The sequence below is a fragment of the Pseudomonas sp. GL-RE-29 genome (genome assembly GCF_019947275.1).
GTDB classification, from domain to species: Bacteria; Pseudomonadota; Gammaproteobacteria; order Pseudomonadales; family Pseudomonadaceae; genus Aquipseudomonas; species Aquipseudomonas fluorescens_A.
This window is the reverse complement of sequence record NZ_JAGYGD010000022.1, coordinates 1-15,934: the sequence shown is the minus strand read 5'-3', so window position 1 is coordinate 15,934 and position 15,934 is coordinate 1. Positions and strand designations below refer to the sequence as shown.

The window sequence follows — 15,934 nt, the reverse complement described above, 5'->3', positions numbered from 1 at the left end:
GTGCTTGCAGAAACAATTGGCAAAACCTGACCGGAAGGTTCATCACACCGCTTCCTGCTCCCGACGATAGGCGTAGGTGTCGGCGAAGCGTGAGAGCAGGAATTCAGCGCAGGTGGTGGTCGGATATTTCGCCGGGCGCGACTCATCCTGACAGCCGGGCAGGCATTCGATGCGGGTGTCAGGGTGCGGTTCGGCAAAAAATGGCATCGAGTAACGATCCACGCTCAGCGGACTGATCACACGGTGCGGAGTAGACAAATAACGGTCGTTGCTCCAGCGCGCCATCATGTCGCCGAGGTTGACCACGAATGTGCCCTCAATGGGCGGCGCATCGATCCATTCACCTTTGACGTTGCGCACTTGCAGACCGCCGGCAGCATCCTGATAGAGCAGGGTGATGCAGCCGTAATCGGTGTGGGCACCGGCACCTTGTTGCTCTGCGGAACTGGCGGTGTGACGCGGCGGGTAATGAATCATGCGCAACACACTGACCGGCTCATTGAAGCGTGAGTCGAAAAAGTCGCGCTCGATGCCCAGTGCGAGAGTCATCGCCCGCAACAGCGTTTGTGCGAGTGCCTGCATGTCGACGTAATGCTGCTCCATCAGCGTTTCCCAGCCTGGCATCGACGGATGACGGTTAGGGCCACGCAAGGGTTTTTCCGCCAGCACTTCGGGATGGTCGGCCGGCAGGTGCAGGCCCATGTCGAAGGTTTCTTTCAAGTCACTGGGTTTGCTCGGGTCGAGTTGCTCGGTGGCAATCGCCCCGTAACCGCGATGGTGGCGGGTCTGGGTGATGTCGATCTTCAGCTTCTCGGCGGCAGGCTGGGCGAAGAAGCGTCTGGCACTGTCGAGCACGGCGTCGATACGCGCGGCGGAAATCGGGTGCCCCGTGATGTAGAAAAAGCCCCATTCGCGGCAGGCGTGGTCGATTTGCATTGCCACGGCGGGCCAGGCGTTTTGGTCGTCGCTGTAGAGCGGGGAGATGTCGATTATCGGAAGGCTGTTCATACACAATCCTTGAAAACGCTGAGAGTCCCTGTAGGAGCTGCCGCAGGCTGCGATCTTTTGCTCTTTGTTTTTAGAAGATCAAGATCAAAAGATCGCAGCCTGCGGCAGCTCCTACAGGGGGCGGTGTTTTACTTCGGAATATCGGCCTTCATGCCTTCCACGTAGTAATTCATCGACGCCAATTGCGCATTCGTCGCACTCACCCCGGCCGGGATTTTCTCGACTCCGGCCTGATCCTTGATCGGCCCGGTGAACGGATGCAGCGCACCGCTCTTGATGTCGGCGATGATCTGCTCAGCCTCGGCTTTCACCGGTGCCGGCACCAGGTCGCTGATTGGCAGTTCAACCGTGCCTTCCTTCAATCCGCCCCAATAGTCCTGGGATTTCCAGGTGTGATCAATCACGGCTTGGGTCGCCTGAACATAGTGCGGACCCCAGTCGTTGACGATGGAGGTCAGCACCGCTTTCGGACCGAAGTGCGCCATGTCCGAAGCGTAGCCCACGGCATACACACCACGACGCTCGGCGGCCTGGATTGGCGCCGGGCTGTCGGTGTGCTGGAACACCACGTCCACGCCCTGGTCGATCAGCGCGTTCGCGGCATCGGCTTCCTTGCCCGGATCGAACCAGGAATTGACCCACACCACTTTGATTTCCGTACCAGGGTTGTACTTGTTCAGGGCCAGTTGAATGGCGTTGATGTCGCGGATCACTTCCGGAATCGGGAACGATGCCACGTAACCGATCTTCTTGGTCTTGGTCATCTTCGCTGCGAGGAAGCCGCCGACGTAGCGGCCCTCGTAAGTACGCGCCAAATAGGTGCCGAGGTTCTTGTCCTGCTTGTAGCCGGTGGCGTGTTCGAAGATCACGTTGGGAAATTGCTTGGCGACTTTCAGCGTCGGGTTCATGTAGCCGAAAGAGGTGGTGAAGATCAGGTCGTATTTGTCCTTGGCCATGTTGCGGATCACCCGCTCGGCGTCGGCGCCCTCGGCGACGTTCTCCACGTAGTTGGTGGTGATCTGCGAGCCGAATTTCTCCGCCAGCACCTTGCGTCCCTGTTCATGCTGATACGTCCAGCCATGGTCACCGATCGGACCGATATAGACGAAGCCGACTTTCAGCGGGTCGGCGGCGCTGGCGCTCAGGCTGGCGCTCAGACCGATGGCCGCCGCAACAGCGCAAATCAGCTTCTTCAAAGGACGTTTGTGCATGAATTCGAACTCCATTTTGTTGTGTGGTTGGCAGGGGCAATGCAAATTGCTGACCAACAAGACAACAAAATCAAAAGATCGCAGCCTTCAACAGCGCCAACAGGTTTTTCGCGTACTCCTGTAGGAGCTGCCGAAGGCCGCGATCTTTTCGGCAAGAACCACCACAGTGCAACTGACCAAACTCACGCCACCCGCTGGTGCGCTAAGGTGTAACGAAACGTTAGCGCCGCCTAGCAGTCAGTACCTCATCCGCTCCCCCACGGTAAAAGGCCCGACATGCTCACCGTCCTCAAGCAAGAAACCTTTCTGCTGCTGGCCCTGTTCGCCGCCATCGTTGCCTTCCCGCTGGAGCACTGGTTGCTGCACAGCGGCCAGATCGTCGCGCTGACCGCCGGGCTGGTGCTGATCGCGTTCATCGTAGCCGCCTCAATGCGTGTCGCCCATCAGGCTGAATTGCTCGCGGAAAAAGTCGGCGATCCCTACGGCACGATGATCCTGACCCTGGCGGCGGTGCTGGTGGAGGTGGTGATCCTGGCGATCATGATGAGCAACGAAGCCTCGGCGACGTTGGTGCGGGACACGATCTATTCCGCTGTCATGCTCGACATCAACGGCATCCTAGGTTTGGCGGCATTGATGGGCGGGCTCAAGCACGGCGAACAGTCCTACAACGATGACTCGGCGCGCAGCTACAGCGTGATGATCCTCACCGCCATGGGCGTGTCAATGGTGGTGCCGGAGTTCATACCCGAAGCCAACTGGAAGCTCTATTCCGCGTTCACCATCGGTGCGATGGTCGTGCTCTACGCCTTGTTCTTGCGCATGCAGGTCGGGCCGCACAGCTACTTTTTCAGCTATAGCTATCCAGACAAACGCCGCAAGAAAGAACCGCTCGAGCAGGAGCCAGAACCCGTCAACCTGACGCTGTCCATCGGCCTGTTGGTGTTCGGGGTGGTGGTGATCGGCGCACTGGCCGAAGTGATGTCCAAGACCCTCGATCTGGGCCTGGAAGGAACGGGCGCACCGCCGGTGATCACGGCGATCCTGGTAGCGGCGATTTCCGCGGCGCCGGAGATTTTGACCGCATTGCGCGCGGCGTTGGCCAACCGCATGCAGTCGGTGGTCAACATCGCCTTGGGCGCGTCGCTGTCGACGGTGATCCTGACGGTGCCGGTGATGGAAGCGATGGCGCTCTACACAGGCCAGCCGTTCCAGATGGCCATGACTCCGGTGCAAACCGTGATGATCTTCATCACCCTGATCGTCAGCGCGATCAACCTCAACGATGGCGAAACCAACGCCATCGAAGGCATGACCCATTTTGTGTTGTTTGCGACGTTTATCATGTTGTCGTTGTTGGGCCTGTAAAAAGCATCGCCAGCAAGCCGGCTCCTACGGATTATGCGAGGACCGCAAACCTGCAGGAGCCGGCTTGCTGGCGATGACGTCCGGTCAGACGCCCGCGATCAACTGCCGAGCGGCCTGACTGTGATCCGCAATCAACCCCTTCAGATCCAGCCCTTCAACCTGTCCATCAATCACCCGCCACTTGCCGCCGACCATCACTCGATCCGCCCGATCCGCGCCGCACAGCAGCAGCGCCGATACCGGATCGTGGCTGCCGGAGAAGCGCAGCTCATCGAGTTTGAACAGCGCCAGGTCGGCCTGCTTGCCCACAGCAATCTCACCGATGTCGCTGCGGCCCAGCAAACTCGCCGAGCCTTTGGTCGCCCAACCCAGCACGCGCTCCGGAGTGATCTTCTCGGCGCCGTAACGCAGACGCTGGATGTACAGCGCCTGACGGGTTTCCAGCATCATGTTCGAGGCATCATTGGACGCCGAGCCGTCCACGCCAAGGCCGAGCAACGCGCCGGCATCGGTCAACTCGATGGTCGGGCAGATGCCGGAGGCCAGGCGCATGTTCGAACTCGGGCAATGGCAAATACCGGTGCCGGCCGCGCCGAGGCGGACGATTTCATCCGGGTTGAAGTGGATGCCGTGGGCCAGCCAGGTACGCGGGCCGAGCCAACCGACGCTGTCCAGATAATCCACGGTGCGCAGGCCAAAGCGCTGCAGGCAGAAGTCTTCTTCGTCGAGGGTTTCGGCCAGGTGAGTGTGCAGGCGCACGTCGAGTTTGTTCGCCAGTTCGGCGCTGGCGGACATGATTTCCGGGGTCACCGAGAAGGGTGAGCAGGGCGCCAGGGCGATCTGGATTTGCGCGCCGGCACCGCGTTCGTGGTACTCGGCGATCAGGCGTTGGCTGTCGTCGAGAATTACTTGGCCTTCCTGCACGGTCTGCTGTGGCGGCAGTCCACCGTCCTTTTCGCCGAGGCTCATGGAACCGCGAGTGAGCATGGCGCGCATTCCCAGTTCGCGAACGCTTTCGACTTGCACATCGATGGCATTTTCCAGGCCTTCCGGGAACAAGTAATGGTGGTCAGCGGCAGTGGTGCAGCCGGACAACAGCAACTCGGCCAACGCGACTTTTGTAGCAAGGGCGAGTTTTTCCGGGGTGAGTCGGGCCCAGACCGGGTACAGGGTTTTCAGCCACGGGAACAACGGCTGGTTGACCACCGGCGCCCAGGCGCGGGTCAGGGTTTGATAGAAGTGGTGATGGGTGTTGATCAGGCCCGGCAGGATCACGTGCTCGCGGGCATCGAACACTTCATTGCACGGTGCAGAAGGCTGTTGACCAAGGCCGAGCACTTCGACGATCACACCGTCTTGCAGCACCAGGCCGCCACGGGCATCGAGGTCGTTGGCCGTGAAAATGGCGAGGGGATTTTTTAACCAGGTACGGGTCGCAGGCATGTTGGCCGGCTCCTCTGAAAGTGGGGTTCAGGGTTGCCAGCTCAGTGATGCCCTGTCTGCTGATCCAGGGTCGCCGGGGAGGCGAGGTGCGAAGTGTCGATCAAAAGTGCGATGTGGGCAAGCCCGGCACGACCAGACAACACATAACCTGGAGGAACTGGCTTGCCGGCGATTGAGGGCATGCCTGACACACCGCCGCGCTCGGATCGCCAGCCAGCCGGCTCCTACAGGGCTTACCAGGGAATGGTTTCACCCCTGTAATTCACAAAATGATGCCCACCCTTGCCGACATACGCATTCACCTGATCAACCAACCCGCGCGTGCTGGTTTGCACATCGATATCGGCGCCTTCACCGCCCATGTCGGTTTTCACCCAGCCTGGATGCAGCGACAGCACGGTGAGTGTCTGCTCGCCCAATTGGCTGACGAAGCTGTTGGTCATGGAGTTCAGCGCAGCCTTGCTGGCCTTGTACAGCGCCAGTTCCGGCGCATCGGGCATGGTCACGCTGCCCAGCACCGAACTCATGAAGGCCAACACGCCGGTGTCCGGCCGGATCTGCCCGATAAAACGCTGGGCCAGGTTGATCGGTGCCACGGCGTTGGTGAAGAACAACTGACCGACCTCGGCCAGCGTCGCGCCGCCATTGGGTGTCTGAACGTCAGGCCCTTTGACCCCGGCATTGACGAACAGCAGGTCAAACATTTCGCCCTTGAGTTGCTGGCTCAGCGCGATCACCGCTTGCTGATCGTCCATGTCGAGTTTCTCGATCCGCACCTTGCCCAGTGCCTGCAAGGCCTCGGCGTTCTGCGGGTTGCGCACGGTGGCGGTGACTTGCCAGCCATCGGCCAGCAGGGTTTTCACCAGACCGAGGCCCAGCCCCCGGGAGGCGCCGATGATGAGTGCGGTTTTTGCCGTAGACATGAGTGGCTTCCTTGGTAAAAGAGGTTCAGTGGACAACGTTGATGCGGCCTATGCTGCAACGCCTGATGTCAGGCGTCGAGTCCGTTGTTGTCTGTTTTGGCCCCATCGCTGGCAAGCCAGGCTCCCACAGGATCTGCGCAAACCTTGTGGGAGCGGGCTTGCCCGCGATGAGGCCCGCCCAGTCAACCTTTAATGCCCAGCCTGCCACGGCTGTCCCAACGACACCGGCGCATACAACCGCGTGCGCACCGCATCCCGGGACAACAGCACCAACACCACAATCGTCGCCACGTACGGCAGCATCGCCAGCAAACTCGACGGAATCGCCAACCCCAAACCCTGAGCCACCAGATGCAGGATGCTGGCGAGCCCGAACAGGTACGCCCCGAGCAGCAAACGCCACACCCGCCAACTGGCGAACACCACCAGCGCCAGGGCGATCCAGCCACGACCGGCGCTCATGTTTTCCGCCCACATCGGTGTGTACGCCAGGGACAGATAAGCGCCCGCCAACCCGGCCATCGCCCCGCCAAACAACACCGCCAATGCCCGCACGCCCAACACCGGCAAGCCCATGGCGCTCGCCGCATCCGGATTTTCCCCGACCGCCTGAATGATCAAACCGACGCGGCTTTTCAAAATCACCCAAGCCACCAGTGCAAACAGCGCGAACGACAAGTACACCAGCAGGTCCTGGGCAAACAGCATTCGCCCGATCAGCGGAATCTCACTCAAATACGGGATCGCCAGCGGCTCGAAACCCGTCAACGGTTTACCCACCCACGCTGCACCGACAAAGGTCGACAGGCCCACACCAAAAATCGTCAGCGCCAATCCGGTGGCCACTTGGTTGGCGTTGAACACCAGCGCCACCACGGCAAACAGCGACGACAACAGCATCCCGGCGAGCATCGCCAGCAACACACCCAGCCACAGATTGCCGCTTTTGAACGCGACGATGAAACCGATCACCGCACCAAACAGCATCATCCCTTCCTGACCGAGATTGAGCACACCGCTTTTCTCGCAGATCAGCTCACCCAGCGCCACCAGCAACAACGGCGTACCGCAACGCACCATGGCGAAGAAAATATTACTCAGCAGATCGATATCCATCACAGCGCTCCTGCATGTACAGCGGTGGCGGGTGCGCGGCGGGCCCAGCGCAGGTTCAAACGGGGGCGATAGAGAATCAACACATCACTGGCCAGCAGGAAAAACAGCATCATCCCCTGGAACAGTTGCGTGATCGCCTGCGGCAAATTCATGCTCATCTGCGCGCTCTCGCCGCCGATGTACAGCAGCGCCATCAGCAGGCTGGAAAACAGAATGCCGATGGGATTCAACCGGCCCAGAAACGCCACGGTGATCGCCGCGTAACCGTATCCCGGCGAGACTTGCGGCACCAATTGGCCGATCGGCCCGGTGACTTCACAGACACCGGCCAGTCCTGCCAAACCGCCGCTGATCAACAGCGCCAGCCAGATCAGACGCTTCTCGCGAAAACCGACGAAACCGGCGGCGCGCTTGTCCAGCCCAAGCACTTTGATCTGGAAGCCGACAAAACTTTTCTGCAACAACACCCACACCGCCACCAGCGCGAGCAGAGCGAAATACACCCCTGCATGCACGCGTCCGTCTTCCATCAGCAGCGGCAATCGGCTGGCGTCGCCGAACATCGCCGATTGTGGGAAGTTGAATCCTTCCGGGTCTTTCAGCGGGCCGTGGACGCAGTACAGCAGCAGGTTCAGGGCGATGTAATTGAGCATGATGCTGGTGAGGATTTCGTTGGCGTTGAAGCGCGTGCGCAACCACGCCGTCAGCCCCGCCCATGCGGCGCCGGCGAGGGTGCCGGTGAGCAGGATCAGCACCAGTGCCCAACGGCTTTGCATGTCGATGATGTTCACCGCCAACGCACTGCCGGCCAACGCGCCGAGTAGCAGTTGACCTTCGGCGCCGATGTTCCAGATCCGTGCCTGATAAGCCACCGCCAGGCCCAAAGCGCAGAGCAGGATCGGCAAGGCTTTTACCAACAATTCAGAGACGCCATACCAATCGCTGACCGGCGCGATCAGCAATGTATGCAAGGTCAGCAGCGGGTCATGCCCCAGTGCGATAAACAGCAGCGAGCCGCAACCCAGCGTCAGGACCGCCGCCAGCAACGGCGAGCACCACAGCATCAGGCGCGATTGCTGGCCGCGCGGTTCAAGAGAAAGCAGCATGTGACACTCCGTTAAAGCGTTGCGGATGCGGATGATTGAGAGGCGTCGAAGCGGCCGGCCATCCAGCCGCCGACATCGATCAAACGGGTGTCGGCGGTGGCCCGCAGCGGTGATAGCCGACCGCCGCACAGCGCGCCGAGGCGGTCGCTGATCTGGAACAATTCGTCGAGGTCTTCGGAGATCACCAGGATCGCCGCACCGGCATCGCGCAAGGCAATCAATGCCCGGTGAATGGTCGCGGCGGCGCCGACGTCCACGCCCCAGGTCGGGTGCGCAGCCACCAGCAGTTTGGGTTGTTGAAGGATTTCCCGGCCGAGGATGAATTTCTGCAAGTTGCCGCCGGACAGGCTGCGGGCCGGCGCCTGGCTGTCCGGTGTCTTCACCCCGAAGCGGCGGATGATCTCTTCGGCCAAGGCTTCGACTTTGCTGCGCTGCACCAATCCGTTACTTACCAGTCCTTGCTGAAATGCCGTGAGCAGGGCGTTGTCCGCCAGGCTCAGCTCCGGCACCGCGCCGTGGCCCAAGCGTTCGGCGGGGACGAATGCCAGTCCGCGTTGGCGTCGGGCGTCCGGGCGCAAATGCGCGACCGGTTCGACGGCAAAACTGATCGTGGAACCGTCGTCGCGGGTTAGCCGTTGTTCGCCGCTGAGCAAGGCCAGCAATTCGTCCTGACCGTTGCCGGCCACGCCGGCGATGCCGACGATTTCGCCGCTGCGCACTTCAAGGTCGATGTCTTTGAGCGAACAGCCGAACGGGTCCGGGTTATGCCAGGACAGGTTTTTCACCTGCAAAAAGGTCTCACCGCCGCGCACCTTCGGATAGTCAGTGATCAGCTCCGCGGCTTCGCCAACCATCAGCCGCGCCAGTTGCTGATCCGAACATTCGGCCGGCACGCAATGCCCGGCCACACGGCCGCCACGCAGCACCGTCGCGCTGTGGCACAGGGCGCGGACCTCGCCGAGCTTGTGGCTGATGAACAGAATGCTGCAACCCTCGGCGGCGAGTCGGCGCAGGGTGACGAACAAGTCGTCGGCCTCCTGCGGGGTCAGCACCGAGGTCGGTTCGTCGAGGATCAGCAGGCGAATATCCTGCATCAGGCAGCGAATGATTTCGACCCGTTGCCGCTCGCCGATCGACAGGCTGTGGACAAGTCGCTCCGGCTCCAGCGCCATGCCATAACGTTGGGACACTTCACGAATTTTCGGTTCCAGTTGTTTCGGTGTGCCGGCCGCTGCGCCCATGGCCAGTGCAATGTTCTGCGCCACGGTCAGGGTTTCGAACAATGAGAAATGCTGGAACACCATGCCAATCCCCAGGCTGCGAGCCTGGGCCGGGTTACGCATGGTCACCCGTTGTCCCTGCCAGATCAGTTCTCCGGCATCGGCCTGCACGACGCCGTAGATGATCTTCATCAACGTACTTTTGCCCGCACCGTTTTCGCCGAGCAGCGCGTGGATTTCACCGTGGGCGATGCTCAGGTCGATGTCATCGTTGGCCAGGCAGCCTGGATAACGTTTGCGGATTTTGCGCAGCTGCAGGCGCGGGGTTTGATCGGGGATCGGCGCGGAATCGGGCATGACAGGCTCAAGGGATTTGGATTTATGCCTGTGGATAAAGCAATTTCCTGGCCATCAGGTCAGGAAAACTGAAAAGTCAGACAGGCCAAGGCCTTAAGTGCGGCCCTTGGCCTGGAGCGGTATCGAAGGCGGCACCACTTGGGGGCAGGATCGTTGGCCAAGCTCCAGTTTCAAGCGTCAGCGTTTGATCAAAAAATGAGCAGTTGAACGCAAACCATATCCGGCATGGTGCCGCGACAGCCATGAACGGGTTATCCACAGATTGCTCCACAGTATTTGTGTGCAAGCTCAAATGTCGGGCATAAGCGAGCAGCGGTTATCTTCTAAAGGTGATAAACCACTCTAACTATTTGTTTTTACGTGGATTTAGCTGTTTTGATGGCGAATTGGATAAAAATTGAGCAAAGCCCGCAAAGCCGCATGACAGAAGGGTTACAGCGGTATGTGCTCAGGTTATCCACAGTTGGGTGCACAGCTGATGTGGGCAAGTGTGGAATAAGTGAAAAACGGTCGCGCCCCAAAAGATCGCACCCCGCGCGATCCCTGTAGGAGCTGCCGAAGGCTGCGATCTTTTGCTCTTCTAACGCTGCAACAAAATCCGCCCGCGACTCAAATCCGCAAGCTGCGATTGCAACGTATCAATCTGCCCCGCACCGACAGCCAACTGCAACTCCACGCCATTAGCCGTGAAATCCTCTTGCACAATCAATCCTCCAAGCTCCGCCACCCGCAGCTTCACCAGATTCAACTCCCCAAACGCACAGGCACACCGCAGCGGCACCCGACTGATCAACTCGATCTTCGGCGCCGCTTGCAGACACTTGTTTGCACCACCGCCATACGCCCGGGCAAGTCCGCCGGTACCGAGCTGAATACCGCCATACCAACGGATCACCAACACCGCGACCTGATCGCAATCCTGCGCGTCGATCGCCGCCAGAATCGGTCGGCCCGCAGTGCCGCCCGGTTCGCCATCATCGGTGCTGCGATATTGATCGCCAAGCTTCCATGCCCAGCAGTTGTGCGTGGCATTGAGGTCGCTGTGCTGCTCGATGAACGCCTGGGCTTCGGCAGGGCTGGTGATCGGCACGGCGAAGGTGATGAAGCGGCTTTTGCGAATCTCTTCGCGGTATTCGCAAAAGTCGCTGAGGGTAAAAGGCATAGGCGTCTTAAATGGTTGGCGTCAGGCCGCAGCCTTTGAGAATGATGCGGATCAGGTTGTTGCCGGCGTCTTCCATATCTTGCTTGGTCAACTTGGTACGACCGCTGACTCTGCAGATCTGCGTGGCGAAATCGGCATAGTGCTGGGTGCTGCCCCACAACAGGAAGATCAGGTTAACCGGATCGACCGGGTCCATTTTACCGGCGTCGATCCACGCTTGAAACACCGCCGCCCGACCCTGGAACCAGGTGCGGTAGTCCTGATTGAAATACTCGGTCAGGCATTCGCCGCCGCTGATGACTTCCATGGCGAATATGCGCGAGGCTTGCGGCTGGCGGCGGGAAAATTCCATCTTGGCGCGGATGTAGCGAGTCAGCGCTTCGGCCGGGTCGTCCTCGGCAGTCAGGGTGTTGAAGGTGCTGTCCCACAACTCGATGATGTTGCTCAGCACCGCCACATACAAACCGAGTTTGTTGGTGAAGTAGTAATGAAGGTTGGCTTTTGGCAAGCCTGCATTCAGGGCGATGGTGTTCATGCTGGTGCCTTTGAACCCGTGACGGGCGAACTCGTCTTCGGCGGCTTTGATGATGGTCTCTTCGTTCTTCTGACGAATGCGGCTGGCGGGTTTTCCGCCGTGAGCTGGGACTTCAAAGGTCATAGGCACTTCCGGACAAATAAGTGGGCGCATCCAGTGCGTTGATAGCTTAAAACCCAATACACCACAACCCTGTAGGAGCTGCCGAAGGCTGCGATCTTTTGACTTTGATTTTTGAAAGCAAGATCAAAAGATCGCAGCCTTCGGCAGCTCCTACAGGGGGGCGGTTGTTCAGCGTGTGGCAGCCAGGCTTTCGAGGAAGCTTTCCAGCACCAGATGAGGACGGCGACCCTTGCGCGTGACCGAAGCCAGACTCAAGTCATAGAAACGCGCCTTGGGTTTCAGCGCCCGCAGTCGACCTTGCTGCACCCAGAGGCTGGCGTAATGGTCCGGCAAGTAACCGATATAGCGCCCGGTCAAGATCAGAAACGCCATGCCTTCGCGGTCCGACGCACTGGCAGTGCAATTGAGTGCCTGATAATGCGCCTGGATTTCCGCCGGCAAACGAAACGTCGGGGCGATGGCGTCCTGGCTATTCAGGCGCCCGTCGTCCAGTTGCTTGTCATCGACGTAAAACAGCGGATGACCCACCGCGCAGTACAGCAACGAGCGTTCGCTGTACAGCGGTTGATACTCCAGCCCCGACAGCGCGCTGGCCTGCGGCACCACGCCGACATGCAGGCGACCGTCGAGTACGCCTTGTTCCACTTCATTGGGCGCGATCATGCGGATCTGAATCTGCACGTCCGGGCCGCGCTCCTTCAATTGCGCGAGGGCATGGGTGATGCGCATGTGGGGCAGGGTGACCAGGTTGTCGGTCAGGCCGATGGTCAACTCGCCGCGCAAGTGTTGGTGCAGGCCGTTGACCTCGGTGCGAAAACTTTCCAGGGCACTTAATAGCTGCAACGCCGATTGATAGACCTCGCGACCTTCCTCGGTCAGGGAAAACCCGGCGCGACCGCGTTGGCATAGACGCAAACCGAGGCGCTGTTCCAGATCACTCATCTGTTGGCTGATGGCCGAACGGCCAATGCCGAGCACGCTTTCGGCTGCGGAGAAGCCGCCACATTCGACCACGCTGCGGAAAATCCGCAGCAGGCGGATATCAAAGTCGCTGACTTGCGCCAATGGGTCTGGGCGGCGAATGCTCATGCTCTTACTCGATAGTTTAGTGATTGGCTGACTGAAGGTTAGAAGAGTTGCATTTCACCGACTTTATCCCCGTGGCAATTTAGCTGCAAGAACGGATTTTATCCCTACGCCGCTTATCGCCCTTGCGAGGTTTCGCTCATGAACTTGCCCGAAAACGCACCGACTTCCCTGGCCAGCCAGCTCAAGCTCGATGCTCACTGGATGCCTTACACCGCCAACCGCAACTTCCAGCGCGATCCACGGCTGATCGTTGGCGCCGAAGGCAGCTGGCTGATCGACGACAAGGGCCGCAAGGTTTATGACTCGCTGTCCGGTCTGTGGACCTGCGGCGCGGGGCACACCCGCAAGGAAATTCAGGAAGCGGTTGCCAAGCAACTGGGCACCCTCGATTACTCGCCAGGCTTCCAGTACGGCCATCCTCTGTCGTTCCAACTGGCAGAAAAAATCACCGACCTGACCCCGGGTAACCTGAACCACGTGTTCTTTACCGACTCGGGCTCCGAGTGTGCCGACACCGCCGTGAAGATGGTGCGTGCTTACTGGCGCCTGAAAGGCCAGTCGACCAAGACCAAGATGATTGGCCGTGCCCGTGGCTATCACGGCGTGAACATCGCCGGCACCAGCCTGGGCGGCGTGAACGGCAACCGCAAACTGTTCGGCCAGGCGATGATGGACGTCGATCATCTGCCGCACACGCTGCTGGCGAGCAATGCGTTTTCCCGTGGCATGCCGGAGCAGGGCGGTATCGCCCTGGCTGACGAACTGCTGAAGCTGATCGAACTACACGACGCGTCGAACATCGCGGCAGTATTCGTCGAGCCTCTGGCCGGTTCCGCTGGCGTACTGGTTCCGCCACAGGGCTACCTGAAACGTCTGCGCGAGATCTGCGATCAGCACAACATCCTGCTGGTGTTCGACGAAGTGATCACCGGTTTTGGCCGTACCGGCAACATGTTCGGTGCCGACACCTTTGGCGTCACCCCGGACCTGATGTGCATCGCCAAGCAAGTCACCAACGGCGCGATCCCGATGGGCGCGGTGATTGCCAGCTCCGAGATCTACCAAACCTTCATGAACCAGGCGACGCCTGAGTACGCAGTCGAATTCCCGCACGGCTACACCTATTCCGCGCACCCGGTGGCTTGCGCCGCGGGCCTGGCAGCCCTCGACCTGCTGCAAAAGGAAAACCTGGTGCAGAGCGTGGCCGAAGTCGCGCCGCATTTCGAAAATGCACTGCATGGCCTGAAGGGCACCAAGAACATCATCGACATCCGTAACTTTGGCCTGGCCGGTGCGATCCAGATCGCCCCGCGTGACGGCGACGCTATCGTGCGTCCGTTCGAAGCCGGCATGGCGCTGTGGAAAGCCGGGTTCTACGTACGCTTCGGCGGCGACACCCTGCAGTTCGGCCCAACCTTCAACAGCAAACCGCAAGACCTGGATCGCCTGTTCGATGCGGTCGGCGAAGTGCTGAGCAAAATCGACTGATTTCTCCTTCTATATACCTATAAACAACGGGCGCTCGGAAACGGGCGCCTGTGGACAACTTTTCAGGAGCTTCCATGAGCGTTATTCCGCATTTGATCAATGGCGAACTGGTGACCGAGAACGGTCGCACGGTTGATGTGTTCAACCCATCCACGGGTCAGGCTATTCACAAGTTGCCGCTGGCGACCCGCGAAACCATCCAGAGCGCCATCGACGCGGCCAAGGCTGCATTCCCGGCCTGGCGCAACACGCCGCCGGCCAAGCGTGCCCAAGTGATGTTCCGCTTCAAGCAACTTCTGGAGCAGAACGAAGCGCGCATTTCGCAATTGATCAGCGAAGAGCACGGCAAGACGCTGGAAGATGCGGCTGGTGAACTGAAGCGCGGCATCGAGAACGTCGAGTTCGCCTGTGCTGCACCGGAAATCCTCAAAGGCGAGTACAGCCGTAACGTCGGCCCGAACATCGATGCCTGGTCTGACTTCCAGCCGCTGGGTGTGGTGGCGGGCATCACGCCTTTCAACTTCCCGGCCATGGTGCCGCTGTGGATGTACCCGCTGGCAATCGTCTGCGGTAACTGCTTCATCCTCAAGCCGTCCGAGCGTGACCCGAGCTCGACGCTGCTGATCGCCCAGTTGTTGCTGGAAGCAGGCTTGCCGAAAGGCGTGTTGAGCGTGGTGCATGGCGACAAGACTGCGGTGGATGCATTGATCGAAGCGCCGGAAGTCAAAGCGCTGAGCTTCGTCGGTTCGACGCCGATTGCCGAGTACATCTACTCCGAAGGCACCAAGCGCGGCAAACGCGTTCAAGCCCTGGGCGGTGCGAAGAACCATGCGGTGTTGATGCCGGACGCGGACCTGGACAACGCCGTCAGCGCACTGATGGGCGCGGCTTACGGTTCTTGCGGCGAGCGTTGCATGGCGATCTCGGTGGCTGTATGCGTAGGTGATCAGGTTGCCGATGCGCTGGTGGCCAAACTGGTTCCGCAAATCAAGGCGCTGAAAATTGGTGCCGGTACTAATTGTGGTCTGGACATGGGCCCTCTGGTTACCGGTCAGGCCCGTGACAAGGTCAGCGGTTATGTAGAAGACGGCGTAGCAGCTGGCGCCAAGTTGGTGGTGGATGGTCGTGGTCTGACCGTGGCCGGTCATGAAGAAGGCTTCTTCCTGGGTGGCTGCCTGTTCGATAACGTCACGCCGGAGATGCGCATCTATAAAGAAGAGATCTTCGGGCCGGTGTTGTGCGTTGTTCGGGTCAACAGCCTGGAAGAAGCCATGCAGTTGATCAACGATCATGAATACGGCAATGGCACCTGCATCTTCACCCGTGACGGTGAAGCGGCTCGGTTGTTCTGCGACGAGATCGAAGTGGGCATGGTCGGTGTGAACGTACCGCTGCCGGTGCCGGTGGCTTACCACAGCTTTGGTGGCTGGAAGCGCTCGCTGTTTGGCGACCTGCATGCATACGGTCCGGATGGTGTGCGTTTCTACACCCGTCGCAAGGCCATCACCCAGCGCTGGCCGCAGCGTGCGAGCCATGAGGCTTCGCAGTTCGCGTTCCCTAGCTTGTAAGTAGAAGGGCGTAGAAGGCCGACCCATGGGGTCGGCCTTTTTTGTTTTTGAGGCTTTTTGACTTATATGACAGATTTATGAAAATAGGTGTTGACGGCAGATCTCAGGTGTCTATAATTCGCCCCACTTCCGGCGCAGTCGAAACGGAAAACTCCTTGGTAAACAACGAGTTACGCAGTTTTCGGCAGCAGGTTGCTTCAGGTCATCGAAGCCAAAA

Annotated in this window: 14 protein-coding genes; 4 read left to right on the top strand and 10 right to left on the bottom strand. The window is 59.8% G+C overall.

The window, feature by feature from the left end; translation table 11 throughout:
- Positions 1 to 42: 42 nt before the first annotated feature.
- Together KGB21_RS18550 and KGB21_RS18545 are read right to left on the bottom strand one after the other, a co-directional pair.
- Positions 43 to 1,008, bottom strand: coding sequence for a 2-oxoglutarate and iron-dependent oxygenase domain-containing protein (locus KGB21_RS18550; RefSeq protein ID WP_223506222.1), 966 nt, complete (start codon positions 1,006 to 1,008; stop codon positions 43 to 45).
- A 128-nt stretch (positions 1,009 to 1,136) separates the two neighbouring features.
- On the bottom strand, positions 1,137 to 2,219 hold the full coding sequence (locus KGB21_RS18545) for a BMP family ABC transporter substrate-binding protein (protein ID WP_034149765.1): 1,083 nt from the start codon (positions 2,217 to 2,219) through the stop codon (positions 1,137 to 1,139).
- Between KGB21_RS18545 and KGB21_RS18540 the strand changes: the two genes are divergently transcribed.
- Both KGB21_RS18540 and KGB21_RS18535 read left to right on the top strand, forming a co-directional pair.
- Positions 2,214 to 2,432, top strand: coding sequence for a hypothetical protein (locus KGB21_RS18540; RefSeq protein WP_155292767.1), 219 nt, complete (start codon positions 2,214 to 2,216; stop codon positions 2,430 to 2,432). The two genes, KGB21_RS18545 and KGB21_RS18540, sit on opposite strands and share 6 nt — an antisense overlap.
- Positions 2,433 to 2,495: 63 nt before the next feature.
- Positions 2,496 to 3,587: a calcium:proton antiporter gene (locus KGB21_RS18535; RefSeq protein ID WP_223506220.1), complete on the top strand. Its 1,092-nt coding sequence runs from the start codon at positions 2,496 to 2,498 to the stop codon at positions 3,585 to 3,587.
- Between the two features lie 84 nt (positions 3,588 to 3,671).
- Here KGB21_RS18535 and KGB21_RS18530 read toward each other — a convergent pair whose 3' ends face one another.
- The 8 genes from KGB21_RS18530 to KGB21_RS18495 form a co-directional block, all read right to left on the bottom strand.
- On the bottom strand, positions 3,672 to 5,030 hold the full coding sequence (locus KGB21_RS18530; RefSeq protein WP_034149767.1) for an 8-oxoguanine deaminase: 1,359 nt from the start codon (positions 5,028 to 5,030) through the stop codon (positions 3,672 to 3,674).
- A gap of 233 nt (positions 5,031 to 5,263) precedes the next feature.
- Positions 5,264 to 5,953 carry an SDR family oxidoreductase gene (locus KGB21_RS18525; protein WP_223506219.1) on the bottom strand — a complete coding sequence of 230 codons (690 nt, stop codon included), beginning with the start codon at positions 5,951 to 5,953 and terminating at the stop codon, positions 5,264 to 5,266.
- Between the two features lie 189 nt (positions 5,954 to 6,142).
- Positions 6,143 to 7,069 (bottom strand): ABC transporter permease, encoded by a 927-nt coding sequence (locus KGB21_RS18520; protein WP_223506217.1) that lies wholly within the window; start codon positions 7,067 to 7,069, stop codon positions 6,143 to 6,145.
- Positions 7,069 to 8,175, bottom strand: coding sequence for an ABC transporter permease (locus KGB21_RS18515; protein ID WP_034149770.1), 1,107 nt, complete (start codon positions 8,173 to 8,175; stop codon positions 7,069 to 7,071). Before KGB21_RS18515 ends, KGB21_RS18520 begins: the two co-directional genes overlap by 1 nt.
- Before the next feature lie 11 nt (positions 8,176 to 8,186).
- Positions 8,187 to 9,752: an ABC transporter ATP-binding protein gene (locus KGB21_RS18510; protein ID WP_223506215.1), complete on the bottom strand. Its 1,566-nt coding sequence runs from the start codon at positions 9,750 to 9,752 to the stop codon at positions 8,187 to 8,189.
- Positions 9,753 to 10,332: 580 nt separating this feature from the next.
- Entirely contained in the window at positions 10,333 to 10,914 is a 582-nt protein-coding gene (locus KGB21_RS18505; RefSeq protein ID WP_223506213.1) for an IMPACT family protein, read from the bottom strand.
- A 7-nt stretch (positions 10,915 to 10,921) separates the two neighbouring features.
- Positions 10,922 to 11,572, bottom strand: coding sequence for a TetR/AcrR family transcriptional regulator (locus KGB21_RS18500; RefSeq protein WP_034149773.1), 651 nt, complete (start codon positions 11,570 to 11,572; stop codon positions 10,922 to 10,924).
- A 168-nt stretch (positions 11,573 to 11,740) separates the two neighbouring features.
- Positions 11,741 to 12,661 (bottom strand): LysR family transcriptional regulator, encoded by a 921-nt coding sequence (locus tag KGB21_RS18495; RefSeq protein WP_034149774.1) that lies wholly within the window; start codon positions 12,659 to 12,661, stop codon positions 11,741 to 11,743.
- 138 nt (positions 12,662 to 12,799) lie between these two features.
- Between KGB21_RS18495 and KGB21_RS18490 the strand changes: the two genes are divergently transcribed.
- Entirely contained in the window at positions 12,800 to 14,149 is a 1,350-nt protein-coding gene (locus tag KGB21_RS18490) for an aspartate aminotransferase family protein (protein WP_034149775.1), read from the top strand.
- 74 nt (positions 14,150 to 14,223) lie between these two features.
- Positions 14,224 to 15,717, top strand: coding sequence for a CoA-acylating methylmalonate-semialdehyde dehydrogenase (locus tag KGB21_RS18485; RefSeq protein WP_034149776.1), 1,494 nt, complete (start codon positions 14,224 to 14,226; stop codon positions 15,715 to 15,717).
- Positions 15,718 to 15,934: the final 217 nt, after the last annotated feature.

Coding starts and splice junctions, on each gene's coding strand:
- KGB21_RS18520 (WP_223506217.1), bottom strand. CDS start 7,069: ATGGATATCGATCTGCTGAGTAATATTTTCTTCGCCATGGTGCGTTGC.
- KGB21_RS18510 (WP_223506215.1), bottom strand. CDS start 9,752: ATGCCCGATTCCGCGCCGATCCCCGATCAAACCCCGCGCCTGCAGCTG.
- KGB21_RS18545 (WP_034149765.1), bottom strand. CDS start 2,219: ATGCACAAACGTCCTTTGAAGAAGCTGATTTGCGCTGTTGCGGCGGCC.
- KGB21_RS18525 (WP_223506219.1), bottom strand. CDS start 5,953: ATGTCTACGGCAAAAACCGCACTCATCATCGGCGCCTCCCGGGGGCTG.
- KGB21_RS18485 (WP_034149776.1), top strand. CDS start 14,224: ATGAGCGTTATTCCGCATTTGATCAATGGCGAACTGGTGACCGAGAAC.
- KGB21_RS18490 (WP_034149775.1), top strand. CDS start 12,800: ATGAACTTGCCCGAAAACGCACCGACTTCCCTGGCCAGCCAGCTCAAG.
- KGB21_RS18530 (WP_034149767.1), bottom strand. CDS start 5,030: ATGCCTGCGACCCGTACCTGGTTAAAAAATCCCCTCGCCATTTTCACG.
- KGB21_RS18535 (WP_223506220.1), top strand. CDS start 2,496: ATGCTCACCGTCCTCAAGCAAGAAACCTTTCTGCTGCTGGCCCTGTTC.
- KGB21_RS18500 (WP_034149773.1), bottom strand. CDS start 11,572: ATGACCTTTGAAGTCCCAGCTCACGGCGGAAAACCCGCCAGCCGCATT.
- KGB21_RS18550 (WP_223506222.1), bottom strand. CDS start 1,008: ATGAACAGCCTTCCGATAATCGACATCTCCCCGCTCTACAGCGACGAC.
- KGB21_RS18495 (WP_034149774.1), bottom strand. CDS start 12,661: ATGAGCATTCGCCGCCCAGACCCATTGGCGCAAGTCAGCGACTTTGAT.
- KGB21_RS18515 (WP_034149770.1), bottom strand. CDS start 8,175: ATGCTGCTTTCTCTTGAACCGCGCGGCCAGCAATCGCGCCTGATGCTG.
- KGB21_RS18505 (WP_223506213.1), bottom strand. CDS start 10,914: ATGCCTTTTACCCTCAGCGACTTTTGCGAATACCGCGAAGAGATTCGC.